At 69.5% G+C, this 22,668-nt stretch carries 20 protein-coding genes, 1 tRNA gene and 1 riboswitch; of the genes, 9 read left to right on the plus strand and 12 right to left on the minus strand.

The features are described 5' to 3' along the window. Window positions 1-53 precede the first annotated feature (53 nt). A riboswitch (TPP riboswitch) is annotated at window positions 54-162 on the minus strand. A 147-nt stretch (window positions 163-309) separates the two neighbouring features. The 3 genes from ASF45_RS32750 to ASF45_RS32760 all read left to right on the plus strand — a co-directional run bounded on the left by ASF45_RS32750 (window position 310) and on the right by ASF45_RS32760 (window position 2,531). Next, window positions 310-386: transfer RNA gene (locus ASF45_RS32750), tRNA-Arg, on the plus strand. Window positions 387-534: 148 nt separating this feature from the next. After that, on the plus strand, window positions 535-2,106 hold the full coding sequence (locus ASF45_RS32755) for an ABC transporter substrate-binding protein (protein WP_162244073.1): 1,572 nt from the start codon (window positions 535-537) through the stop codon (window positions 2,104-2,106). 107 nt (window positions 2,107-2,213) lie between these two features. Beyond that, window positions 2,214-2,531: a hypothetical protein gene (locus ASF45_RS32760; RefSeq protein WP_056673649.1), complete on the plus strand. Its 318-nt coding sequence runs from the start codon at window positions 2,214-2,216 to the stop codon at window positions 2,529-2,531. Window positions 2,532-2,568: 37 nt separating this feature from the next. On the opposite strand, the gene ASF45_RS32765 is transcribed toward ASF45_RS32760, so the two are convergent. Beyond that, window positions 2,569-2,928 carry a hypothetical protein gene (locus tag ASF45_RS32765; RefSeq protein WP_056673651.1) on the minus strand — a complete coding sequence of 120 codons (360 nt, stop codon included), beginning with the start codon at window positions 2,926-2,928 and terminating at the stop codon, window positions 2,569-2,571. A gap of 286 nt (window positions 2,929-3,214) precedes the next feature. Here ASF45_RS32765 and ASF45_RS32770 point away from each other — a divergent pair, with 286 nt between their 5' ends. Further along, the gene (locus tag ASF45_RS32770; protein WP_082551406.1) at window positions 3,215-4,816 is read left to right on the plus strand and encodes a GGDEF domain-containing protein; all 1,602 of its coding nucleotides are present in this window, start codon (window positions 3,215-3,217) and stop codon (window positions 4,814-4,816) included. On the opposite strand, the gene ASF45_RS32775 is transcribed toward ASF45_RS32770, so the two are convergent. The 3 genes from ASF45_RS32775 to ASF45_RS32785 are packed head-to-tail and all read right to left on the minus strand — an operon-like array spanning window position 4,806 to window position 8,637. Continuing rightward, the gene (locus tag ASF45_RS32775; RefSeq protein WP_056673658.1) at window positions 4,806-6,188 is read right to left on the minus strand and encodes a VOC family protein; all 1,383 of its coding nucleotides are present in this window, start codon (window positions 6,186-6,188) and stop codon (window positions 4,806-4,808) included. The genes ASF45_RS32770 and ASF45_RS32775 overlap by 11 nt on opposite strands. A gap of 29 nt (window positions 6,189-6,217) precedes the next feature. Next, window positions 6,218-7,636, minus strand: a complete 1,419-nt coding sequence (locus ASF45_RS32780; RefSeq protein WP_056673661.1) for an FAD-binding oxidoreductase — start codon at window positions 7,634-7,636, stop codon at window positions 6,218-6,220. Beyond that, the gene (locus ASF45_RS32785; protein WP_235581097.1) at window positions 7,633-8,637 is read right to left on the minus strand and encodes a tripartite tricarboxylate transporter substrate binding protein; all 1,005 of its coding nucleotides are present in this window, start codon (window positions 8,635-8,637) and stop codon (window positions 7,633-7,635) included. Before ASF45_RS32785 ends, ASF45_RS32780 begins: the two co-directional genes overlap by 4 nt. A gap of 245 nt (window positions 8,638-8,882) precedes the next feature. On the opposite strand from ASF45_RS32785, the gene ASF45_RS32790 reads away from it, so the two are divergent. Further along, window positions 8,883-9,779, plus strand: a complete 897-nt coding sequence (locus ASF45_RS32790; protein ID WP_235581098.1) for a LysR substrate-binding domain-containing protein — start codon at window positions 8,883-8,885, stop codon at window positions 9,777-9,779. Window positions 9,780-9,785: 6 nt separating this feature from the next. Here ASF45_RS32790 and ASF45_RS32795 read toward each other — a convergent pair whose 3' ends face one another. The 8 genes from ASF45_RS32795 to ASF45_RS32830 all read right to left on the minus strand — a co-directional run bounded on the left by ASF45_RS32795 (window position 9,786) and on the right by ASF45_RS32830 (window position 18,464). Then, on the minus strand, window positions 9,786-11,138 hold the full coding sequence (locus tag ASF45_RS32795) for an LLM class flavin-dependent oxidoreductase (protein WP_056673665.1): 1,353 nt from the start codon (window positions 11,136-11,138) through the stop codon (window positions 9,786-9,788). A 190-nt stretch (window positions 11,139-11,328) separates the two neighbouring features. Next, window positions 11,329-11,925, minus strand: a complete 597-nt coding sequence (locus tag ASF45_RS32800) for a malonic semialdehyde reductase (protein WP_056673668.1) — start codon at window positions 11,923-11,925, stop codon at window positions 11,329-11,331. A gap of 182 nt (window positions 11,926-12,107) precedes the next feature. Continuing rightward, entirely contained in the window at window positions 12,108-12,566 is a 459-nt protein-coding gene (gene azu / locus ASF45_RS32805; RefSeq protein WP_056673671.1) for an azurin, read from the minus strand. Between the two features lie 78 nt (window positions 12,567-12,644). Next, the gene (locus tag ASF45_RS32810) at window positions 12,645-13,886 is read right to left on the minus strand and encodes a M20/M25/M40 family metallo-hydrolase (protein ID WP_056673673.1); all 1,242 of its coding nucleotides are present in this window, start codon (window positions 13,884-13,886) and stop codon (window positions 12,645-12,647) included. Then, the gene (uraD, locus tag ASF45_RS32815; protein WP_056673675.1) at window positions 13,883-15,661 is read right to left on the minus strand and encodes a 2-oxo-4-hydroxy-4-carboxy-5-ureidoimidazoline decarboxylase; all 1,779 of its coding nucleotides are present in this window, start codon (window positions 15,659-15,661) and stop codon (window positions 13,883-13,885) included. Before uraD ends, ASF45_RS32810 begins: the two co-directional genes overlap by 4 nt. Before the next feature lie 2 nt (window positions 15,662-15,663). After that, entirely contained in the window at window positions 15,664-16,632 is a 969-nt protein-coding gene (gene puuE, locus ASF45_RS32820) for an allantoinase PuuE (RefSeq protein WP_056673679.1), read from the minus strand. Between the two features lie 18 nt (window positions 16,633-16,650). Continuing rightward, window positions 16,651-17,376 carry a GntR family transcriptional regulator gene (locus ASF45_RS32825; protein ID WP_056673682.1) on the minus strand — a complete coding sequence of 242 codons (726 nt, stop codon included), beginning with the start codon at window positions 17,374-17,376 and terminating at the stop codon, window positions 16,651-16,653. A gap of 167 nt (window positions 17,377-17,543) precedes the next feature. Further along, window positions 17,544-18,464, minus strand: coding sequence for a LysR family transcriptional regulator (locus ASF45_RS32830; protein WP_056673685.1), 921 nt, complete (start codon window positions 18,462-18,464; stop codon window positions 17,544-17,546). Window positions 18,465-18,584: 120 nt separating this feature from the next. On the opposite strand from ASF45_RS32830, the gene gcl reads away from it, so the two are divergent. The 4 genes from gcl (at window position 18,585) to uraH (ending at window position 22,591) form a co-directional block, all read left to right on the plus strand. Next, on the plus strand, window positions 18,585-20,381 hold the full coding sequence (gene gcl, locus ASF45_RS32835; RefSeq protein ID WP_056673687.1) for a glyoxylate carboligase: 1,797 nt from the start codon (window positions 18,585-18,587) through the stop codon (window positions 20,379-20,381). 10 nt (window positions 20,382-20,391) lie between these two features. Beyond that, window positions 20,392-21,165, plus strand: a complete 774-nt coding sequence (gene hyi, locus ASF45_RS32840; RefSeq protein ID WP_056673690.1) for a hydroxypyruvate isomerase — start codon at window positions 20,392-20,394, stop codon at window positions 21,163-21,165. 19 nt (window positions 21,166-21,184) lie between these two features. After that, window positions 21,185-22,102, plus strand: coding sequence for a 2-hydroxy-3-oxopropionate reductase (locus ASF45_RS32845; protein WP_056673692.1), 918 nt, complete (start codon window positions 21,185-21,187; stop codon window positions 22,100-22,102). Between the two features lie 129 nt (window positions 22,103-22,231). Continuing rightward, window positions 22,232-22,591 (plus strand): hydroxyisourate hydrolase, encoded by a 360-nt coding sequence (gene uraH, locus ASF45_RS32850; RefSeq protein WP_056673696.1) that lies wholly within the window; start codon window positions 22,232-22,234, stop codon window positions 22,589-22,591. Window positions 22,592-22,668 lie beyond the last annotated feature (77 nt).

Below are 22,668 nucleotides of genomic sequence, written 5' to 3' on the forward strand. Positions count from 1 at the left end.
GGCCGGAATGCACGCACGCACGCCACGGAACACCGTGAGGACGTGCGCAGGCACCCAAGCACTGCAGCTCTTCTTACGCTGGTATGACCCAGATCAAGTTCGCGGTTCCGGCGATCAGGTTCGCCATCTCAGCACGCCATACGTGCACCCCGGAGCGGGGGCGAGTCTAGCGGCGCGGCGCGCCGGGTGTCAATGCGCAGCCGCGCGCCAGCGACTTCGCTATCATCGCGGCCTTCGCACCAACGCCATTTGCGCAGCGCTCCGCAAGCGCAGCACCAAACTGCAGCAAGGAATGGCGCATGTTCAGCACTGCCCGTAGCTCAGTTGGATAGAGCAACAGCCTTCTAAGCTGTGGGTCGGGGGTTCGATCCCCTCCGGGCAGGCCACCAGACAGGCCTTTTCAACATGCACTTGCAAGGTTTCCGGCGAGGCGCCGGACGGGTGTCTGGCGCGGCCCGCACACGGATGCGACACCGCGTCGGCATGCCCTCGGCGTTCGAAGGCGGCCACCGCACGCGCCAAGGCGGACCGGGGATGCAGCGGCTGCGCACCTGGCTGCTGGCCCTGTGCACGCTGCTGTGCATGGGCACCGCCCCGGCGGCGACGCTGCGCGTGGCTTCGGCCTTCGACCCGCAGACCATGGACCCGCATGCGCTGGCGCTGCTGTACCACGCACGCGTGAGCACCCAGATCTACGACGCGCTGGTCCACCGCGACGCGCGCTACCGGCTGGAGCCGGCGCTGGCGTTGTCCTGGCGGGCCGCCGCAGCCACACGCTGGCAGTTCCGGCTGCGGCCCGGTGTGCGCTTCCACGACGGCAGCGCGTTCACGGCCGTCGACGCCAAGTTCTCGCTCGAACGTGCCATGGCACCGCCTTCGCTGCGCAGCTTCCAGTTGCGCGGCGTGCGCGCCGTGCGCGTGCTGGACCCGCTCGCCATCGAGATCGAACTGGACGCGCCCGACGCCTTGCTGCCAGAGAAGCTGTTCGGCGTGGCCATGATGAACAAGGCCTGGAGCGAGCAGCACGGCGTGACGACGGCGCAGGACTTCAACGCCAGGCAGGAGACCTTCGCCACCCGCAACACCAACGGCACCGGCCCGTTCCGGCTGCTGCGCTACGAGCCCGATGCCCGCACGACGCTGGAGCGCTTCGACGGCTACTGGGGCTGGCAGGACAGCCGCAGCGGCAACGTGCAGCAGGCGCAGTTCGTGGTGATCAAGTCCGACGCCACGCGGCTGGCGGCGCTGACCTCGGGCGAGGTCGACGCCGTGCTGGACCCGCCTTACCAGGACATTGCGCGGCTCAGGAACGACGCGCGTCTGACTGTGCTCAGCATCGCCGACCTGGGCCAGCAGTACCTGGCCTTCGACCAGGCGCGTGACGAGCTGCAGGACAGCGACGTCCAGGGCCGCAACCCCTTCAAGGACCTGCGCGTGCGCCAGGCCGTCTACCACGCGCTGAACGTGCCGCTGATCGTCGACAAGGTGCTGCGCGGCCAGGCCCAGGCCACCGGCGCCTTCCTGTCGCCGCTGCTGGACGGCGTGCCGGCCGAACTGGACCGGCGCCTGCCCTACGACCCGGCGCTGGCGCGACAGCGGCTGGCCGAGGCCGGCTACCCCGATGGCTTCGCCGTCACGCTGGACTGCGTCAACGTGGCCTGGCGCGAGAACGTCTGCCAAGCCATGGCGGCGATGCTCACGCAGGTGGGCATCCGCACCCGGCTGCGCAGCAGCGTCTCGACCGTCTTCTTCCCCAAGTTGAGCCAGGGCCAGGCCAGCTTCATGGAGTTCGGCTGGACGCCCGGCATGGACCCCTACCTGTCGCTGAACGCCCTGCTGCGCAGCCACGACCCGAGCGGCCTGGGCAGCTTCAACGCCGGCCGCTACAGCAACCCGAAGCTCGATGCGCTGATCGACCAGATCCGCGTCGAACCCGACCCGGAGCACCGCCGCACGCTCGTGGCCACCGCGTTGCGGCTGGTGCACGAGGAACTGCCGCTGGTGCCGCTCTACCGGCGCACGCTGAACTGGGCGCTGGCCAGGAAGGTGCATGCGGTGCAGTGGCCCAGCGACATGGTCGAGCTGCGCTGGGTCCGGCTGCGCTGAAGACGGTCCTGCGGACGGCATGCCTCGCCCAACGGTGGCATCCGGGCGACCGCAGGCGGCCCCGGCCCGGACGACCCGGCGCGCCGGCACCTACATTCACTGGCCACATGCAGAGTCCCGACATCCGCGCCCGCCTTGAACATTGTCAAAGCCTGCTCGGCACCATCGCCGTGCCAGCCGAACTGGACGACCTGGCGTCCGACCTGATCGCCCACCTGCTCCAGTTGCACGACGCGAACCGCCTGACGCCGGCCTTCCTGCTGCTGGGAATGAAGGCGTTCGAGGAGGTCGAGGCCCTGGCGCCTGTGCTGGCGCCGCTGGCCGAGATCGCCAGCGCCCAGGCCCAGGCCGAGGGACACAGGGAACCCAAGGAATTTTCAGGACGTCCCTGGGTCGTCTCCCGGTACGACCCCTTGCAGGCCTGAAGCCGCGTCGCCCAGCGCGGCACCCGCGCAGCCCAGGCTAGCGCCCGAGCCTGGAGCCACCGCGCAACGCCGGCTTGCGCAGCTTGGACGGATCGCTGTCGCTGGGCCGGGCACGGCGCCAGCGCATGGGCTCGCCGTCGTGGCCGCGCAGTGCCAGCAGGTCGTCGCTGCGCGCCAGCACATCCTTCCCGTCGGGCGACCACAGCGCAAATTCGGGCAGGTCGGCCGTGAACGCGATCAACGGCGTGCGCGAGGTGATCACCCACCAGCCCGAGGCCTGTCCCGGCGGCAGTGGCACCTGCGCCTGGTAGCGACGCAGCACGTGCACCAGCACACCCACATTGGCTTCGTGGCTGCTGCGGGCGATGACCGCCATGATTCCGGGCGCGATGTCCATGGGCGCGCAGTATCTGGTTGCACCTTCCGAACGAAAGCCAACTATTCCACGGACATATCTGCGCATTGCGAAGAGCAGGCGAATCCGTGAACAGGTGGCGCCGTTCGCCGGACGAATGGCGCTCGCCCACCCCAACGCCAGGGGTCGGCGCGGAATCACCCCACTCACTTGCTACATTTTTTGTGCGATAACATGCCAACCAGCGCGCGCTGATTGAGCGAATCCGACCTCGGCGGCCATCTTCTACGCCCTCGGCCGTTGGTGCCTCCCTTGCGCAGCACTGGACATGTCCACCCCACCAGGCGTTCAGCCACCGTCGCAAGTCCACGCGGGCCCGCCATCGGGCTTCAGCGACCTTGCCCCCCTGGGCCGGCCACCGGACGCCCCTGCGCCGGCACGCGACCCGATCCGGCGTGCGCGCTGGATGGTGGTCTTCGTCTGCCTGGCACTGCTGGCCACCAACGTCTGGCTCATCATCGATGCGCGCGCCCACGCCATCGCCCAGGCGCAACTGGCCAGCACCAACCTCGCGCGCGCCGTGACGGAGCGCATGGAAGCGGCGGTCTCCGAGGCCGACCACATCCTGGACGGCCTGGTCTACGAGCTCGAGCGCACGGACCTCTCTGCGACCGCGCTAGAGCCCATGCAGCCGCTGCTCGTCAACCACGTGGCGCGCACGGAGCAACTCAAGGGCTTGTTCGTCTACAACGCGCGGGGCGGCTGGGTCGCCACATCGGTGCCGCAATGGGATCCGGGCTGGAGCAACGCCGACCGCGCCTACTTCATCCACCACCGGGACAACCCGAGCGCGTCGACGCTGATCAGCCCGCCGATCCTGAGCCGCTCGTCCGGCGAGTGGATCGTGCCGGTCTCGCGCCGGCTCAACGGCATCGACGGCGAATTCGCCGGCGTGGCGCTGGCCACGCTGAGCGTGCCGCATCTGCGCAGTGTGCTGGAGCGCTTCGACGTGGGCGAAGGCGCGATCCTGCTCACCGCGGCGGGCCGCATGGTGGCGCGCAACCCCTCCATCGATGCCGACATCGGCAAGCCGCTCCCGCCCTCGGACGTGACCACCTTCCTGGCGACGCACCGCTCCGGCACGGTCGATGCGCGCTCGCCGCTGGACGGCGTGGTGCGGCTCATCAGCTTCGAACATGCACGCAACTACCCCCTGCAGGTCACGGTGGCAGCCAGCAAGAGCCAGGTGCTGGCCAACTGGCGCATCAACTCGGCGCTGCAGACGGTCTGGGTCGCGTTCCTGTGCCTGCTGCTGCAGCGCGCCGGCGCCTACACGCGCCGCACCATGGAACAACGCCTGCGGGCCGAGGCCGGCCTGCGCGATGCACGCGATGCACTGACCCAGGCCAACGAGCAGTTGGCGGCCCTGGCCCGCATCGACGATCTGACCCGATTGCCCAACCGGCGCTATTTCGACCGGCGCTTCGCGCGCGTGTTCCGCCAGGCCCAGCGCGACGGCAGCCCGCTGGCCGTGGTCATGGTGGACGTGGACGACTTCAAGAAGTACAACGACCACTACGGCCATGTGGAGGGCGACGAATGCCTGCGCCGCGTGGCCGCGGCGCTGCGCGCCACCGTGCAGCGGCCCGAGGACTTCGTCGCGCGCTACGGTGGCGAGGAGATGGTGCTGCTGCTGCCGCAGACCGATCAGCTGGGCGCCACCATGGTGGCCGAAGCGGCGCGCATGGCGGTGGCCGCCATGGACATTCCGCACGCGGCCGTGGTGGCCGGCAAGGTCACCATCAGCCTGGGGGTGGCCGCCATGGTGCCCGGCCAGCAGGACACCGAGCCGGCCTTGCTCAAGGCCGCCGATGCCGCACTCTACGAGGCCAAGCGCAAGGGCCGCAACCAGGTCGCCATCAGCGGCTGAGCACGGCCTGGTATTGCGCGCGCACGGCGTCGATCGAGGCCTGTTGACTCTGTTCGTACAGCGCGATCTCATCGGCCACCGGCGCACCCAGCGCGGCCTCGAAGGCCTCCTGGGCGGCGTTGGCGGCGTAGCTCTTCTGCTCGGCCCCGCCCAGGTTGGACTGGAAGATGCCGGCCGCGCTGACGGGCAGGAAGTCCTCGTAGACGATGGGGCTGGCCGCCACCAGGCGCTGCGCGCGCAGCGCCTGCAGGTCGAACGCGGCGCCACTCGCGGCCACGCGGGCCAGGCCGTCGGCATCCAGCACGCGCCAGCGGAAGAAGGCCAGGCCACGTTCCAGCAGCTCGTCCAGGTCGTCGGGGAACTGCTGGAATGCGGCGGCCAGGCGCTCGCCGTAGTCGGCCGAGGCGCTGCCCGCGCCCTGCATCGAGCGCACGCCGGCCAGCAGCTGGTCGTACAGCGCGCGGCCGGCGCGCGTGAGCGCCATGCCGCGCTGCTCGATCTCGCCGAAGCGCGCGGTGTGCGAGCCGTCGGCGCCGTCCTCGGCGAAGACGATGGGCTCTTCCAGCGCCTTGAAGCTGGTCTGGCGCAACAAGATGGCGTGCTTGCGCCGCGGCGGGCCTTCCACCACCTCCTTGGCGGCGATGCCCCGGCGCGGCATCTCGGCCTGGGCCGCGTCGATGTCCAGCGTGCGCGGCGTCAGGTGGTTGATGTGCGGACCCTTGAACGAGACCACGTCGGCCACCAGACGGTGGGCGCCGTGCAGCTGGCGGTAGGTCGCATGGGGCACGGTGGCCTCGCTGTGCCAGCGGAAGGTCTGCGTCACCTCCTGGACGAACTCTGCGGCCTGGGCCTCGGTCAGACCGCCGGCTTCCTCGGCCAGCGCAGTCAGTTCGAGCGCGCGCGGCGTGAAGATGGCGCGCCGGGCCAGGATGGCCTCGGCCTGCGCGCGCAGCGCCGCATCGGCGATCAGCTCCAGCCGCAGCAGCGAGGTGAACACACGGAAGGGGTTGCTGCGCAGGGCGTCGTCGCTGACCGGGCGGAATGCCGTGGCATGCACGGGCACGCCGGCCACCGAGAGGTCGTAGTAGCCGACCGGGAACATGCCCATGACACGGAAGATGCGCCGCATGTCGGCCAGTTCCCGGGCCGTGCCCAGGCGGATCGCGCCGTGGTGCTCCACGTCCAGGCGGCGCAGCTCGTCGGCGGCTTCCAGCGCGCCGCGCAGGGCGGCGTCCTGCGCGAGCGTCGTGCGATTGATGTCCGCCACCAGGTCGAGCAAGGTGCCGTACTGCGGCACCTCGGTCTTGTACATGGCCGACATGGACCGGGAGAACTGGTCGCGGATCTGGTCCGCATGGGCAAACGTTGGCATGAAGAGGGAAAGAGAAGAGTGGGAAGGGCTCAGTCCTGGCGCGCCAGCACGCGGCCCGGGTTCAGGATGTCCAGCGGATCGAAGGCGGTCTTGACCGCGCGCATGAGGTCCAGCGCCACGGGCGACTTGTGCAGCGGCAGCTTGTGGCGCTTGAGCTCGCCGATGCCGTGCTCGGCCGAGATCGAGCCGCCGAACGCGCTCACGGTGTCGTAGACGATGCCCGTGATCTGCGCCTCGTGCTGCTGCACGAAGGCCCTGGAGTCGCCGCCGGCCGGGGCCTGGATGTTGTAGTGCAGGTTGCCGTCGCCCAGGTGGCCGAAGTTGACGAAGCGCACGCCCGGCACGGCCGCCAGCAGTGCGGCATCGGCCGCGCGCACGAAGTCGGGAATGCGCGAGACCGGGATCGAGATGTCGTGCTTGATGTTGAAGCCCTCCTCGACCTGGGCCAGCGTGATGCTCTCGCGGATGTGCCAGAGGTCGTGCGCCTGCTTCATGCTCTCGGCGACGATGGCGTCGGCCACGATGCCCTGCTCGAATGCGGATTCCAGCAGGCGCTCGAACAAGCCGCGCGCATGCGCCTCCGATTCGTGGTCCGAGACCTCCAGCAGCACGCACCAGGCGGTGTCACGCCACATCGGCACGCGCAGCTGCGGGTAGTGCTGGTCCACCAGGCCCAGCGAAAACCGGTTCATGAGTTCGAAACCCGTGAGGCCGGCCGCCAACTGCTGGTGCGCCAGCCCCAGCAGGCGGTTGGCGTCCTCCAGCGAGGGCACGGCCGCCCAGGCCGTCAGCTGCGCCGCCGGCTTGGGGTACAGGCGCAGCGTGGCGGCCGTGATGATGCCCAGCGTGCCCTCGCTGCCCACGAACAGGTCGCGCAGGTCGTAGCCCGTGTTGTCCTTGCGCAGGCCGGCCAGGCCGTCCCAGACCTGGCCCCGGGCCGTGACGACCTCCACGCCCAGGCACAGCTCGCGCGCATTGCCGTAGCGCACCACCTGGGTGCCGCCGGCATTGGTCGCGAGGTTGCCGCCGATGGTGCAGCTGCCTTCGGCGCCCAGGCTCAGCGGGAACAGGAAGCCGGCCGCATCGGCCGCCTCCTGCAGCGTCTGCAGGATGCAGCCGGCCTCGACCGTGATGGTCATGTTGTGCGCGTCGACGGCGCGCACGGCCGCCATGCGGCGCAGGCTCAGCACCACCTGCGTACCGGTATCGTCGGGCACGGAGCCGGCCACCAGGCCCGTGTTGCCACCCTGCGGCACGATGGACACGCGCGCGGCGGCGCAGGCCTGCACCACGGCGGCGACCTCCCGCGTGGAGCCGGGCCGCACCACGCACAGCGCCCGGCCCTGGGCGCGGCGGCGCCAGTCCTGCTCGTAGCCCGACGCATCCTCGCCGGTCAGCACATGGGCCGCGCCGACGATGCCGGCCAGCGTCTCGATCACCGTGCTCATTGCACTGTCACGCCGGCGTTCTTGATGATGGTTCCCCAGTGCTGGTACTCCGCATGCGCAAAGCTGCGGAAGGCGTTGGTGTCCATCAGGCGCACCTCGCCGCCCAGCGCCCCCACGCGCGTCTTGAAGTCGGGGCTGCCGGCCACCTTGAGGACGGCGTCCTGCAGCTTCTTCTGCACGGCCGGCGCCGTGCCCTTGGGCGCCAGCACGCCGTTCCAGGTGGCGGTCACGAAGTCGGGGTAGCCGCTCTCCTTCATGGTCGGCACATTGGGCAGGGCCGGCAGGCGCTCGGCCGAGGTCACGGCCAGCGCGCGCAGCTTGCCCGACTGCACGAACGGCAGGGCCGGCGTCACGTTCTCGAAGATGAAGTCGATCTGCCCACCCATCAGGTCGGTCAGTGCCGGTGCGCTGCCCTTGTAGGGCACGTGCAGCAGATCCAGCTTGGTGGCGGTCTTGAACAGCTCGCCCGACAGGTGCACGGTCGAGCCCGTGCCCGGCGAGCCGTAGCTCAGGCCAGCGCCGCGCTTGCGCTCGGCCGCCACGAAATCGGCCACCGTGCGCACGGGTGTCTTGCTCTCGTTGACGACCAGCACGTTGGGGATGCTGGTCACGAGCGCGATGTACTCGTAGTCCGAGAGGTTCTTCTCGCCCAGGTTGCGGTACAGGCTCTGGTTGATGGCCTGGGTGCCGGCCGTGCCGAACAGCAGCGTGTAGCCGTCGTTCGGCGAGCCCGCGACGCGGCTGGCACCGATGGAGCCGTTGGCGCCCGCCAGGTTCTCCACGATCACGGGCTGGCCCAGTTGCTCGCCCAGACCCTGGGCCAGCATGCGCGCGATGAGGTCGGTGTTGCCGCCCGGCGAGAACGGCACGACCAGCTTGATGGGCTTGTTCGGGTAATCGCCCTGGGCGAAGGCCGGGGTGGCGAGGCCGGTGGCCAGCAGTGCCAGCGTGGCGAGGAACTGCTTGCGCGTGGAGGTCTTGGTCAGGAGGGAACGGGTCATCGGCAAGGGTCTCGGGAATGGGTGGCGTGGCCCCGGGGAGCACGCCGCGAAGACACGGATGTTTCCGACAAGCGGTCTTGAGAGCAATCAATGTTTCGGAAGAAGTTCATTCGTATATGGAATGAATCATTGCGGGAAACACGTAGGCTGGGCATCGTTAGAATCACGCGCACCGCGAGAGTTTTTCTCTCCCAGAAGCCACGCAGTCCCGGGCTCCGGCGGGTGCTCCCACCGCCCACGAGTTCATGCATGCACGGAAATACCTCCCCTCCATGGGCCTGCTGGTGGCCTTCGAGGCCTGCGCGCGCTTGCAGAAGTTCACGGCTGCCGCCGAGGAGCTGAGCCTGACCCAGAGCGCCGTGAGCCGGCAGATCCGTGCGCTGGAGGACATCGTCGGCGTGGAACTGTTCGCGCGCGAACGCCAGACCGTGCGCCTGACCCCCGCCGGCGAGGCCTATGCCGAGGAGTTGCGCCAGGCCCTGCGCGCCATCTCGCACGCGACGCTGCGGCTCAAGGCCAGCCCCGGCGCCGGCACGCTCACGCTGGCCATCCTGCCGACCATGGGCACGCGCTGGCTGGCGCCCCTGCTGCCCGACTTCACGCAGAAGAACCCCGGCGTGACGCTGAACCTCGTGACGCGGCTGGAGCCCTTCAACATGGAGACAGACGGCGTGGACGCCGCCCTGCACTACGGCACGCCCGAATGGCCGCGCGCCGAACTCGACTTCCTGTTCGAAGAGACCGTGGTGCCGGCCTGCTCGCGTGCGCTCAAGGCACAGCACGGCTTCGCGACGCCGGCGGACCTGCTGGCCGCGCCGCTGCTGCACCTGGCATCGCGGCCACAGGCCTGGGCCGACTGGTTCGGCGCCCAGGGCCTGGTGTTCGGCGGCGGCACCGGCATGAGCACCGACCAGTTCGCCACCGCCATGCAGGCCGCCGCGGCCGGCCTGGGCGTAGCTCTGCTGCCCGAGTTCCTGTTCCAGCAGGAGCTGGCGCGCGGCGAACTCGTGTCGGCCGTCGACGTGCGCAGCCGCAGCGCCGGCCGTTACTACCTGGCCTGCGCCGCGAACCGGGCCTGGTACCCGCCGCTGACCGCGTTCCGGCGCTGGATCCGCACGCAGGCGGCGGACATCACCGCCTGAACTTACTCAGGCCGCGGCGCGCTGCGCCTGCGCGAACGCGTTGGCCGGCCGCTCCAGCCCCAGGTTCTCGCGCAGCGTGCGGCCTTCGTAGGCGGTGCGGAACAGGCCGCGCCGCTGCAACTCCGGCACCACGAGGTCGACGAACTCGTTGAGCGAGGCCGGCAGCACCGGCGGCATCACGTTGAAGCCATCGGCCGCACCGTTCTCGAACCACTCCTGCATGCGGTCGGCAATCTGCGCTGGCGTGCCCACCACGACCCAGTGGCCGCGCGCGCCGGCCAGGTACTCGTAGAGCTGGCGGACCGTGAAGCGCTCGCGCCGCGCCAGTTCCAGCACCACGTGGGCCCGGCTCTGGATGCCCTTGGGCGCATCGGGGATGTAGGGCGGAGGTGCGTCCAGGTCCCAACGGCTCAGGTCCTCGCCGGGCCAGAACGGCGCGATCGCGGCCAGGCCCACGGCCGGATGGATCAGCGATTGCAGCTCGGCCCACTTGGCCTGCGCCTCCTCCTCGGTGCGACCGATCACGGGCGAGATGCCGGGCAGCACCAGCAGTTGCTCGGGCCGGCGGCCGTACCTGGCCATGCGGCCCTTGACGTCGCGGTAGAAGGCCTGGGCTTCGGCCAGGCTGGTCCAGGCCGTGAAGATGGCCTCGGCCGTGGCGGCGGCCAGTTCCTTGCCGTCCTCGGACGAGCCGGCCTGCACGATCACGGGGTAGCCCTGCGGCGGGCGCTCCAGGTTCAGCGGGCCCTTGACCTTGAAGTGCTTGCCCACGTGGTTCAGCGCATGCAGCTTGGCCGGGTCGAAGTAGACGCCCGAGCCCGCGTCGCGCACGAAGGCGTCGTCCTCGAAGCTGTCCCACAGGCCCTTGACCACCTGCACGAACTCGTGCGCGCGCTCGTAGCGCAGGGCCGGGTCCGGGTGCGCGTCGAGGCCGAAGTTGCCATGCACGTTGTCGGCGCTCGTGGTCACCACGTTCCAGGCCGCACGGCCCTTGCTGATGTGGTCCAGCGAGGCGAACTTGCGCGCCAGCAGGTAGGGGTCTTCGTAGGTCGTCGAGGCCGTGGCGACGAAGCCGATGTGCTTGGTGACGGCCGACAGCGCGGCCCACAGCGTGACGGGCTCGAAGTAGGACACGCGGCCCTGGCGGCGCAGCGCCTCCTCGTCGCCACGGAAGCCGATGCCGGGGCTGTCGGCCACGAAGACCTGGTCGAACAGGCCGCGCTCGGCCGTCTGCGCCACCTCGATGTAGTGGTCGATGTTGACGCCCGAGTCGATCTGCGAACCCGGATGCCGCCAGGCGGCGATGTGGTGGCCCGTGGCCATGATGAAGGCGCCCAGGCGCAGTTTGCGTTGTGTCATCTCAGCCTTCCACTGCGCTGGCGCGCGATTGGCAGAACACGAAGCCGGCCCGCAAGCCGCTGGTCGAGTGGCCGCGCAGCAGGCCATGCCGGTGCACCCGCGGAACGGGCTCTGCCCGGCCGCTGGGGGCGCCCCTGGAGGGGTATCGGATGGCTACACGCAGTGAGCCAGCCAAACGGGGTGGTTTCATTCAGAGGATCCTCGCGGCGTCGTCGAAGGCCAGGCGCGGGCCGCGCGCAAAGGTCGCGCCGTGGTCGGCCACACCCAGGTTCACGAGGAAGTTGCTCTGCCAGCGGCCGTCGGGGAAGAAGGCCGCGTCCACGGCCTTGGCATCGAAGCCCGACTGCGGGCCGGCGTCCAGGCCCAGCGCGCGGGCCGCCAGGATCAGGTAGGCGCCCTGCAGGCTGCCGTTGCGCAGCGCCGTGGTGTCGGCCAGCTGCGCATTGCCGTCGAAAAGCGGCTTGGCGTCGTAGGCCGGGAACTGCGTGGGCAACTGGTCCTGGAAGCGCCGGTCTTGCGCCACGATCACGGTCACGGCGGCCGATGCGGTCTGCTGGAGGTTGCCCTTGGAGACGGCCGGCAGCAGTTGGGCCTTGGCCTCGGCGCTGCGCACGAACACGTAGCGCGCGGGCTGGGCGTTGAAGGCCGTCGGCCCCCACTTGAGCAGGTCGTAGAGCTGGTGCAGCGTGGCGTCGGAGACGGGCACGGGTTGGAAGGCATGCACCGTGCGGGCCTGGCGGAACAGGCGGTCCAGCGCGGCATCGGACAGCGGTGAGAGATCGGACATGCGGGCTCCTGGCGCGCCGCCACCGCCGGCGGCGGTGCTTGGGCGCGCAGCGGGCCATTGTTCGGAGCCGGCCGCACCAACCCAACGAAGCTTTTCGCGCAAGCTTATGCACTGGCACGCGGCCAGAAAAAAAGCGGCTGCGGGCCAGAGCCCACAGCCGCTTGCACGCGGAACGCTTGGGCTTACTTGGCCAGCGTCAGCGTGCCCTTCATGATGGCCGAGTGGCCCGGGAAGGAACAGAAGTAGCTGTAGGCCTCGCCGGCCTTGAGCTTGGCCACGTCGAAGCTGACCGAGGCGCTTTCGCCGCCGCCGATGACCTTGGTGGCTGCGATCACGCGCGCATCGCCGGGCTTGAGGTAATCGTTGGGCAGGCCGGCGGCGATGCCGTCGCTGGCCACGCCGGCCATGTCTGCCGTCTTGGCCAGCACCCAGTTGTGGCCCATGGCGGCCTTGGGCAGCTTGCCCACGTGCTTGAGCGTCACCTTGAATTGCTTGCAGCTGGCCGGCACGGCGAGCGTGGCCTTGGTGAACTGCATGGCGTCGGTGCTGTCGATCTCGGCCTCGCAGGGGCCGGCGGCCAGCACCGGGCCGGCCATCGCGCAGGCAACCGCCAGCGCCAGGGTATCGCGTCGAATGCGCATGTCTTGTCCTCTCGGGTTTCTTTGGAAGGGTATGGGGCGGACTCTAAGACCGACGCAGCGCCCAGGCCTTGATGTGGATCACGCCTTGAGCAGATCGAACAGCGTGCGCGCCACCACCTTGGTGGCGCGGCGCAGGTCTTCCAGCACGATGTGCTCGTCGGCGCGCTTGGCATTCGACTCCAGCACGGTGCGCGGGCCGGCGCCGTAGATCACGGCCGGGATGCCGCGCTCGCTGAACAGCCGCGCATCGGTGTACAGCGGCGTGCCCGAGGCCTTCACGGGCTCGCCGAACAAAGCCGTGGCATGGCTGCACAGCGACTCGACCAGAGGCGCATTGCCGGCCAGCGGCTTCATGGCGTGGGCCAGCAGCAGGCGCTTGATCTCCACGCTGATGCCGGCCTGGCCCGCAGCCGCCTGCTCGATCAGACCGCGCAGCCGTGCTTCCACAGCGACTGGGTCTTCCTCGGGGATCATGCGGCGGTCGACCTTGAGCACGACCTTGCCGGGCACCACGTTGGTGTTGGTGCCACCGTGGATCTGGCCCACATTGATGTAGCCGTGGTTGATGCCTTCCACCGCGCTCTTGGTCTTGCGCAACTCGCCGTTCTCGGCGTACAGCGCGCTCAGGATGCGGTTGGCGGCCTGCAGCGCGTCCACCGCGGTCTCGGGCACGGCCGCATGGCCCATCTTGCCGTGCACCGTGACCTCCATCTGCAGGCAGCCGTTGTGGGCCGTCACCACCTGGTAGCTGAAGCCGGCGGCGATCTCCAGGTCGGGCTTGGTCAGGCCCTTCTCGAGCAGCCAGGCCGGGCCGAGTTCGCCGCCGAATTCCTCGTCGTAGGTGAACAGCAGGTCGACGCCACCGGCCAGCGGCACGCCGGCCGCTTCCAGCGCGCGCGTGGCGAAGCTGAAGGTCGAGAAATCGCACTTGCTGACGGCAGCGGCACGGCCGTAGAGCTTGCCGTCGACGACCTCGCCGCCGTAGGGCTTCTGCGTCCAGCCTTCGCCGGGCGGCACCACGTCACCGTGGGCGTTGAGCGCAACCACGCGGCCACCCTTGCCGTAGCGGCGCTGCACCACGAGGTTGGTGATGGACTCCAGGCCGTGTTCCTTCACGGTCGCGGCCGGCACCTCGTGGGCCTGCGCCTCGAAGCCGAAGTCCTTGAGCAATGCGGCCGTGCGCACAGCGTGCGGCGTGTTGTTGCCGGGCGGCGTGTCGGTGGGCACCTGCACCAGGGCCTGCAGGAAGCGGACCTGCTCGTCGAAGTGCGCATCGACCCAGCGGTCGATGGCGTCGTAGGTGGTGTTCGTCGTGGTCATGCTTGTTCGCTCGCGAGTTGGGCTAGAAGGGTTTGGAACGCGCGCACGCTGAGTTCCATGTCGTGGTTGGTGGTCGATTCCAGCGGGTTGTGGCTGATGCCGGCGTTCTCGCCGCGCACGAACAACATGGCCTGGGGCATGATTTCGTGCAGCTTCATGGCGTCGTGGCCGGCCCCGCTGGGCATGCGGTACAGCGGCAGGCCCTGGGCCTGCACGGCGGCTTCCCAGCGCTGCTGCCAGGCCGGCGCACTGGGCGCGGCCGAGGCCCGCATGGTCTGCTCGACCTGGTGGTGCACGCCGCGGCGTTCGCAGATGGCCTGCAGTTCGGCCAGCACGTCGCGCTCGCAGGCGTCGCGTGCTTCGTTGGTGGTGGCGCGGATGTCCAGGCTGAACTTGCAGCGGCCCGGCACCACGTTGATGGAGCCGTTGGGCACCTCGAGCATGCCCACGGTGGCGACCAGGTGCGGCTCGGCGGCCGCGCGCTTTTCCATGAACAGCACAAGCTCGGCCACGGCCGCGGCCGCATCGCGGCGCCGGTCCATGGGCGTGGTGCCGGCGTGGCTGGCCATGCCAACGACCTCGCCGACGTAGCGCACGCTGCCATTGATCGAGGTCACGATGCCCAGCGGCAGGTCCAGATCGTTGAGCACGGGGCCTTGCTCGATGTGGACCTCGACGAAGCCCTGGTAGTTGGCGGCGTCGCGCTTCAGGCCTGCGATGTCCTCGGCCCGCAGGCCAGCATGCTGGATGGCCGCGCGCATGGTGATGCCGTCGGCGTCCTGCTGGTCCAGCCAGGCCGGGTCGAAATCGCCGGTCAGCGCGCCCGAGCCCAGGAACACGGCCTTGTAGCGCTGGCCCTCTTCTTCCGAGAAGCCGACGACCTCGAAACCGTAGGGCAGGCGCTTGCCCGCGCGGTGCAGCTCGCGCACGCAGGCCATGGGCACCAGGATGCCGAGCCGGCCGTCGTACTTGCCGCCGTTGCGCACGGTGTCGTAGTGGCTGCCCGTGAGCAGGCGGGGCGCGCTGCGGTCGGTGCCGTGGTAGATGCCGACCACGTTGCCGACCGCGTCGATCGTGACTTCGTCGAAGCCGCAGTCCTCGCGCATCCAGGCGGCCAGCTGGGCGGCGCAGGCACGGTGGGCATCGGTCAGGTAGGTGACGGTGAGCTCGCCGCGCTCGGCGTAGCCGGGGTCGGTGTGCTGGGCCAGCTGCTCGGCCCAGTCCCAGACCAGGTTGCCCAGCACGGGCGCCTGACCGAACTTGTCGTCCAGCCGGATCTCGGCGATGCGGTGGATCGCGCGCAGCGCCTCGGCGAATTCGTAGTCCGGGTGGTGATGGAGCCGGCGCTGCACCGTCGCGATGATCTGCTGCTTGGACAGCCCGATGCCGCGGGGCCCGCGCACGGGCATGATGAACGGGAAGCCGAAGCGCGCGTTGTACTGCGCGTTGAGCCGCCCGATCAGCGCGAGCTCATCGGGCGTGCAATTCGTCAGGCCCGCCTTGCTCTGCTCATTGGTCGACTCGGCCGTGAGCTGGTTGCTGGCCATGGCCTTGCCGGCCAGCTCGGGGTGGGCACGCACCAGCGCCATCTGCTGGTCGCGGCCGGCGCGGCGCACCGATGCGGCCAGCGCCGCTTTCAGCGCAGGCAGCGAGGCGAAGGGCCGTGCAGCCCAGGCGCCTTCGGCGACCCAGGGCGAGTGTTCGTAGGTGCCGTCCAGCAGGGCGACGAAGTCGGCCTGCGTGGCGGCGTTGAGTTGCTCCAGCGTGAGCGGCATGTTCACTCCCAGACAAAGGCGGTGTTGGCATCGAAGGGATGCACCTGTTTCCAATGGCGCGCGATGTCGATGCGGCGCGTGACCCAGACCTGGTCGTGCGACTGCACGTGGTCCAGGAAGCGCTGCAGCGCGCGCATGCGGCCCGGCCGGCCAAGCAGCCGGCAGTGCATGCCGATGCTCATCATCGAGGGCCGCTCGTCGCCCTCGGCGTACTGCACGTCGAAGGCGTCGCGCAGGTACTCGAAGAACTCGTCGCCGTGGCTGAAGCCCTGCGGCAGCGCGAAGCGCATGTCGTTGCAGTCCAGCGTGTACGGCACGACCAGGTGCGGCGCGAGGCTGCCATCGGTCTTCTTCACGCGCAGCCAGAACGGCAGGTCGTCGCCGTAGTAGTCGCTGTCGTATTCGAAGCCACCGTGGTCGGCGACGATGCGGCGCGTGTTGGGGCTGTCGCGGCCCGTGTACCAGCCCAGCGGCGTGTTGCCCGTGATGCGCTGGATGATCTCCATGCCGCGCTCCAGGTGCTCGCGCTCCACCGAGGGAGCCAGGTTCTGGTAGTGGATCCAGCGCCAGCCGTGGCAGGCGATCTCGTGGCCCAGCTCGACGAAGGCGGCCGTGACCTCGGGGCAGCGCTCCAGCGCCATCGAGACGCCGAACACCGTGAGCGGCAGGCCGCGGCGCTCGAACTCGCGCAGCAGCCGCCACACGCCCACGCGCGATCCGTACTCGTAGATGCCTTCCATGGAGAGGTGGCGGTCCGGGTAGGCGGCCGGGTTGAACATTTCCGAGAGAAACTGCTCGCTGCCGGCATCGCCGTGCAGCACGGAGTTCTCGCCGCCCTCCTCGTAGTTCAGCACGAACTGCACGGCCACACGGGCCTGGCCCGGCCATTGCGCATGCGGGGGATTGCGGCCGTAGCCACGCAGGTCGCGCGGATAGCGTGGATCACGGGAAGATGGATTCGGGGAGGCCATGTTCGGGGCTTGTCTCTTTCAGTGCTTGGGCCGCAGCACGGCGGCCAGGTCGGGGGAGCGTGGATCGAGCCGCAGGTTGCGCTCCACGCTCGTGATGTGCTGCTCCATGAGCTTGGCCGCGGCGCGGCCGTCGCGCTTTTCCAGCGCCTCGACGATCTCGATGTGCTCGGATTGCGAGTGCTCGGCCGAGTGGCCGCTCTGGTACATCAGCGCGATGAGCTGCGAGCGCGAGAGCAGGTCGGCGATGAGTTCGGCCAGCACCTCGTTGCCGAGCAGCCGCGCCAGGATCACGTGGAAGTCGGCCAGCAGGCGCGTGCGGCCGCTCACGTCGGACCGCTTGACCGCGTCGCGCTCGTCCTGCAGGTGGGCGCGCAGCTGGGCGATCTGCGCGTCGGTGATGCGGGCGGCCAGCTCGCGCGCCATGCCGCCCTCCACCAGCCGGCGCAGCTCGTAGACCTGGCGCGCCTCCTCGGCCGACATGGTGGCCACGAAGGCGCCGCGCGCAGGCAGCAGCGTGACCAGGCGGCTGCGGCTGAGCTGGTTCAGCGCCTGGCGCACCACCGTGCGCGAAACCGAGAACACGTCGGCGATCTGCTGCTCCACGAGCTTGGTGCCGGGCATCAGGCGCTGCTCGACGATGGCGCTCGTGATGGACTCGACGATCTGGTCCGTCGTGCTGGGCGCATCGCGCGGCGTGCGCACCGGGTCCACCAGGCGCAGGGAAGAAGCGGGCTTGCGGGGCATGATGGATTGAAGACGATTTATGTCGTTAATTGTGTACAGTAATTCGGGGATACGCAAGTCCCGGAGGGCCGGATGGGTATCCGGACGCCAGCCCTCCAGGTGGGCTGGAGGCAGGTTCGCGCTGAAAACCGCGAAAAACTGAATACAGGCTGGAAGCGAAAACGGCCCTACTCGGCCTGCGCGAGATCCACACCCCACCACTCGCCCTGCAGCTGCTGCTGCAGCCAGGCGATGAAGGCCGTGACCTTGGCGGGCACCAGCTTGGGCGAGGGAAACACCGCATGCACCTCCTGCGACGGCAGCGCGTGGTCTGCCAGCAGCTGCACGATGGAGCCGTCGGCGTGCGCGGTGTTGGCGACATACCAGGGCAGCACCGCCAGGCCCATACCGGCGCGGCAGGCCGCCAGCAGCGCCGACAGGTTGTTGGACTTGAGCATGGCGCGCACGGGCACGGCCAGCTCCTCGCCCGCGGGCGTGACAAAGGGCCAGCGCGCATCGCCCTGCACGCTGCTGTAGACCAGGCAGTCATGGCCCGCGAGGTCGGCCGGCTGCTGCGGCGTGCCGCGCGCGGCCAGGTACGCGGGCGCGCCGGCCAGCATCCACGGGTTGCGACCCAGGTAGCGCGCGCCCAGCGCCGAATCGGCCAGCCGGCCCATGCGCACGGCCAGGTCCACGCCCTGCTCCACCAGGTTCACGTAGCGGTCGTCGAAGGACAGCTCCACCTGCAGCTGCGGATGCGCCTGCATGTAGCGCAGCACCAGCGGCACCAGCACGCGGCGGCCGAAGGCCACGGAGCAGTTGATGCGCAGCAGGCCGCTGCCACCGCCCTGCACCAGCGCGGCCACGCTGTCGGCCTCGTCGGCATCGCGCACCAGGGCCTTGCAGCGCTCGTAGTACAGCAGGCCGACCTCGGTCGGCGTCACACCGCGCGTGCTGCGGTGCAGCAGGCGCGCGCCCAGCCGGCGCTCGGCCTCGGCCACGGCCTTGGTCGCCGTGGGCTGGGTGGTGGCCAGCTCGGCCGCGGCCTTGCTGAAGCTGCCCGTCTCCACGACGCGCACGAACACCTGCATGGTCATGAGTCGGTCCATGGATTCAGTGTAGGCCTGTCTATTCCGGCGCGGAATAGTTGATATCCGGTGGCAGGCGTTCACGCCGGGTGAGGCTCTCGCGACCATTGCCGCCAGTTGCACCAACCCAGGAGACTTGCAATGGCGAAGATGAAGGCGGCGATGGCCGCAGTGCTCGTGATGGAAAAAGAAGGCATCACCCAGGCCTTCGGCGTGCCCGGTGCCGCCATCAACCCGCTCTATGCGCAGCTGCGCGAGCGCCAGACCATCAGCCACGTGCTGGCGCGCCACGTCGAGGGCGCCTCGCACATGGCCGAGGGCTACACGCGGGCCAAGGCAGGCAACATCGGTGTCTGCATCGGCACCTCGGGCCCGGCCGGCACCGACATGGTCACGGGCCTGTACTCGGCCAGCGCCGACAGCATCCCGATCCTGTGCATCACGGGCCAGGCGCCGCGCGCACGGCTGCACAAGGAAGACTTCCAGGCGGTGGACATCACCAGCATCGTCAAGCCCGTGACCAAGTGGTCCACCACGGTGCTGGAGCCGGCCCAGGTGCCGCGCGCCTTCCAGCAGGCCTTCCACCTGATGCGCTCGGGCCGCCCGGGCCCGGTGCTGATCGACCTGCCCTTCGACGTGATGATGGCCGAGATCGAGTTCGACATCGACACCTACGCGCCGCTGCCCGTCTACAAGCCGGCCGCCACGCGCGCGCAGATCGACAAGGCGCTGGACATGCTGCAGAGCGCCGAGCGCCCGCTGATCGTGGCCGGCGGCGGCATCATCAATGCCGACGCGAGCGAGCTGCTGGTGGAGTTCGCCGAGCTCACGGGCATCCCGGTCATCCCCACGCTGATGGGCTGGGGCACGATCCCCGACGACCACCCGCTCATGGCGGGCATGTGCGGCCTGCAGACCAGCCACCGCTACGGCAACGCCAACATGCTGGCATCGGACTTCGTGCTGGGCATCGGCAACCGCTGGGCCAACCGCCACACGGGCAGCCCTGAGGTGTATTGCAAGGGCCGCAAGTTCATCCACGTGGACATCGAGCCCACGCAGATCGGCCGCGTGTTCGCGCCGGACTACGGCATCGTCTCCGACGCCAAGGCCGCGCTCGAACTGTTCGTGCAGGCCGCCCGCGAGCGCGCAGCGCAGCGCAAGCTGCCCGAGCGCTCCGCTTGGGCCGCCGAATGCCAGGACCGCAAGCGCGATATCCAGTACCTGCGCAAGACCAACTACGACAGCGTGCCCATGAAGCCGCAGCGCGTGTACCAGTGCATGAACAACGCCTTCGGCAAGGACGTGACCTACGTCTCCACGATCGGCCTGTCGCAGATCGCGGCCGCGCAGTTCCTGCATGTCTACGGCCCGCGCCAGTGGATCAACTGCGGCCAGGCCGGCCCGCTGGGCTGGACCGTGCCGGCCGCCCTGGGCGTGCGCGCCGCCGACCCGAGCCGCAAGATCGTCGCGCTGTCGGGCGACTACGACTTCCAGTTCATGCTGGAGGAGCTGGCCGTGGGCGCGCAGTTCAAGCTGCCCTACCTGCACATCGTCGTGAACAACAGCTACCTGGGCCTGATCCGCCAGAGCCAGCGCGGCTTCGGCATGGACTACTGCGTGCAGCTGGCCTTCGACAACATCAACACGCCGGCCGACGAGGCGGTGCGCAGCTACGGCGTGGACCACATCAAGGTGGTCGAGGGCCTGGGCTGCAAAGCCATCCGCGTGCACCGGCAGGAGGAGATCGCGCCGGCCCTGCGCCAGGCCGAGGCCTGGATGGAGGAGTACCGCGTGCCCGTCGTCGTGGAGGTGCTGCTCGAGCAGGTGACCAACATCGCCATGGGCACCGAGATCGACAACGTGGTGGAGTTCGAGGACCTGGCATCGAACAAGTCCGACGTGCCCACGGCCATCGCGGCCGCCATGCTGGATTGAGGACGGACCCATGCCCCAATTCGCCGCCAATCTCACGATGCTGTTCAACGAGGTGCCGTTCCTGGACCGCTTCGAACGCGCAGCGCACGCCGGCTTCCAGGCCGTCGAGTTCATGTTCCCCTACCCCTACTCGGCGGCCGACATCCTGGCGCGCCTGCAGGAGCACCAGCTGCAGCTGGTGCTGCACAACCTGCCGGCCGGCGACTGGGACGCCGGCGAGCGCGGCATCGCCTGCATCCCGGGGCGCGAACGCGAGTTCCGCACCGGCGTGGGCCAGGCCATCGAGTACGCCCGCGTGCTCGGCGCACGCCAGCTCAACTGCCTGGTCGGCAAGACGCCGGCCGGCGTGGATGCGGCCCAGGTCCACGCCACGCTGGTGGACAACCTGCGCTATGCCGCGCTGCAGCTGGCCGATGCGGGCATCAAGCTGCTCGTGGAACCCGTGAACAGCTACGACATTCCGGGCTTCCACCTGAACCGCAGTGCCCAGACGCTGGCCCTGCTCGACGAACTCGGCACGGCCAACGCCTACCTGCAGTACGACATCTACCACATGCAGCGCATGGAGGGCGAACTCGCGGCCACCATCGCCAGGCACCTGCCGCGCATCGCCCACATCCAGCTGGCCGACAACCCCGGCCGCAACGAACCCGGCACGGGCGAGATCAACTACCCGTTCCTGTTCGCCCACCTGGACCGCATCGGCTACCAGGGCTGGATCGGCTGCGAATACAAGCCCGCGGCCCGCACCGAAGACGGCCTCGCCTGGATTCCCCAACACTGACAACGACGACCTGCACGACATGACTTCTTCCTCTTCCCTCAAGATCGGTTTCATCGGCCTGGGCGTCATGGGCACGCCCATGGCGGGCCACCTCATCAACGCCGGCCACCAGCTGTTCCTGCACACGCTGGGCAAGGTGCCGGCCGCGCTGGCCGAGACCAGCGCCACGCAATGCACCTCGGCCCGCGGTGTGGCCGAGCGCGCCGACATCGTCATCACCATGCTGCCTGACACGCCCGACGTGGCGGCCGTGCTGTTCGGCGAGGACGGTGTGGCCGCGGGCCTGGCCCACGGCGGCAAGGGCAAGCTCGTGATCGACATGTCCTCGATCTCGCCCGTGGAGACGCAGGACTTCGCGCGCCGCATCGAAGCGCTGGGCGCCGACTACCTGGACGCGCCCGTCTCCGGCGGCGACGTGGGCGCGCGCAACGCCACGCTGTCCATCATGTGCGGCGGCAAGCCCGAGGTGTTCGAGCGCGCCCGGCCCGTGCTGGCCGTGATGGGCAAGAACATCACGCGGGTGGGCGGCAGCGGCGATGGCCAGTCCTGCAAGGTGGCCAACCAGATCGTGGTGGCGCTGACCATCCAGGCCGTGGCCGAGGGCCTGCTGTTCGCGGCCCGCGCCGGCGCCGACCCGGCCCGCGTGCGCGAGGCGCTGCTGGGCGGCCTGGCCAGCTCGCGCATCCTCGAGGTGCTGGGCGAGCGCATGGTGGCGCGCACGGTGGAGCCGGGCTTCCGCATCGCATTGCACCAGAAGGACCTGAACCTCGCCCTGGGCGCCGCGCGCCAGCTCGGCCTGGCGCTGCCGGGCACGGCCGGCGCGCAGCAGCTGTTCTCGGCCTGCGTGGCCCAGGGCGGCGCGGCCTGGGACCACTCGGGCATGGTGCGCGCGCTCGAGACCCTGTCGCAGTTCAAGATCGGCGACAAGCCGGCCTGATTCCGACCGCCCATTCCATCGCCTTCTGGTACGGCGCTTGCGTGCCCTCCGCGACGCGGAGGGGATGCAGGCGCCGCATCGCGTATACGATCCGAAACCCGACAACCCTCTTTGACAAGGAAACCGAACATGGGACACCTCAGCACGCACGTTCTCGACACCGCCCACGGCTGCCCGGCCGCCGGCATGCGGGTCACGTTGCAGCGCGTGCAGGCCGACGGCAGCGCACAGACCGTCAAGACCCTTACGCTGAATGCCGACGGCCGCAACGCCGGCGGGCCGCTGCTCGACGCCGCCAGCATGGAAACCGGCCGCTGGCGCCTGGTGTTCGAGGTGGCGCCGTACTTCCGCGCACGCGGCGTGGAGCTGCCCGAGTACCCCTTCGTCGACAGCGTGCAGCTGGACTTCGGTATCGCCGACAAGGCGGGCCACTACCACGTGCCGCTGCTCGTGAGCCCCTACAGCTACAGCACCTACCGCGGCTCCTGAACCCTTCTTCGTATGCGATCAAAGGGTTTCTCCGGAGACAAAAACCTTCTATTGTGTATACGATAAGTCATATATCC

This window comes from Pseudorhodoferax sp. Leaf265 (genome assembly GCF_001422365.1).
Classification (GTDB): domain Bacteria; phylum Pseudomonadota; class Gammaproteobacteria; order Burkholderiales; family Burkholderiaceae_C; genus Pseudorhodoferax.

Excerpts from the sequence above, each read along its gene's own strand:
- ASF45_RS32755 (WP_162244073.1), top strand. The coding sequence starts at position 535 with ATGCAGCGGCTGCGCACCTGGCTGCTGGCCCTGTGCACGCTGCTGTGC.
- ASF45_RS32760 (WP_056673649.1), top strand. The coding sequence starts at position 2,214 with ATGCAGAGTCCCGACATCCGCGCCCGCCTTGAACATTGTCAAAGCCTG.
- ASF45_RS32765 (WP_056673651.1), bottom strand. The coding sequence starts at position 2,928 with ATGGACATCGCGCCCGGAATCATGGCGGTCATCGCCCGCAGCAGCCAC.
- ASF45_RS32770 (WP_082551406.1), top strand. The coding sequence starts at position 3,215 with ATGTCCACCCCACCAGGCGTTCAGCCACCGTCGCAAGTCCACGCGGGC.
- ASF45_RS32775 (WP_056673658.1), bottom strand. The coding sequence starts at position 6,188 with ATGCCAACGTTTGCCCATGCGGACCAGATCCGCGACCAGTTCTCCCGG.
- ASF45_RS32780 (WP_056673661.1), bottom strand. The coding sequence starts at position 7,636 with ATGAGCACGGTGATCGAGACGCTGGCCGGCATCGTCGGCGCGGCCCAT.
- ASF45_RS32785 (WP_235581097.1), bottom strand. The coding sequence starts at position 8,637 with ATGACCCGTTCCCTCCTGACCAAGACCTCCACGCGCAAGCAGTTCCTC.
- ASF45_RS32790 (WP_235581098.1), top strand. The coding sequence starts at position 8,883 with ATGCATGCACGGAAATACCTCCCCTCCATGGGCCTGCTGGTGGCCTTC.
- ASF45_RS32795 (WP_056673665.1), bottom strand. The coding sequence starts at position 11,138 with ATGACACAACGCAAACTGCGCCTGGGCGCCTTCATCATGGCCACGGGC.
- ASF45_RS32800 (WP_056673668.1), bottom strand. The coding sequence starts at position 11,925 with ATGTCCGATCTCTCACCGCTGTCCGATGCCGCGCTGGACCGCCTGTTC.
- azu (WP_056673671.1), bottom strand. The coding sequence starts at position 12,566 with ATGCGCATTCGACGCGATACCCTGGCGCTGGCGGTTGCCTGCGCGATG.
- ASF45_RS32810 (WP_056673673.1), bottom strand. The coding sequence starts at position 13,886 with ATGACCACGACGAACACCACCTACGACGCCATCGACCGCTGGGTCGAT.
- uraD (WP_056673675.1), bottom strand. The coding sequence starts at position 15,661 with ATGCCGCTCACGCTGGAGCAACTCAACGCCGCCACGCAGGCCGACTTC.
- puuE (WP_056673679.1), bottom strand. The coding sequence starts at position 16,632 with ATGGCCTCCCCGAATCCATCTTCCCGTGATCCACGCTATCCGCGCGAC.
- ASF45_RS32825 (WP_056673682.1), bottom strand. The coding sequence starts at position 17,376 with ATGCCCCGCAAGCCCGCTTCTTCCCTGCGCCTGGTGGACCCGGTGCGC.
- ASF45_RS32830 (WP_056673685.1), bottom strand. The coding sequence starts at position 18,464 with ATGGACCGACTCATGACCATGCAGGTGTTCGTGCGCGTCGTGGAGACG.
- gcl (WP_056673687.1), top strand. The coding sequence starts at position 18,585 with ATGGCGAAGATGAAGGCGGCGATGGCCGCAGTGCTCGTGATGGAAAAA.
- hyi (WP_056673690.1), top strand. The coding sequence starts at position 20,392 with ATGCCCCAATTCGCCGCCAATCTCACGATGCTGTTCAACGAGGTGCCG.
- ASF45_RS32845 (WP_056673692.1), top strand. The coding sequence starts at position 21,185 with ATGACTTCTTCCTCTTCCCTCAAGATCGGTTTCATCGGCCTGGGCGTC.
- uraH (WP_056673696.1), top strand. The coding sequence starts at position 22,232 with ATGGGACACCTCAGCACGCACGTTCTCGACACCGCCCACGGCTGCCCG.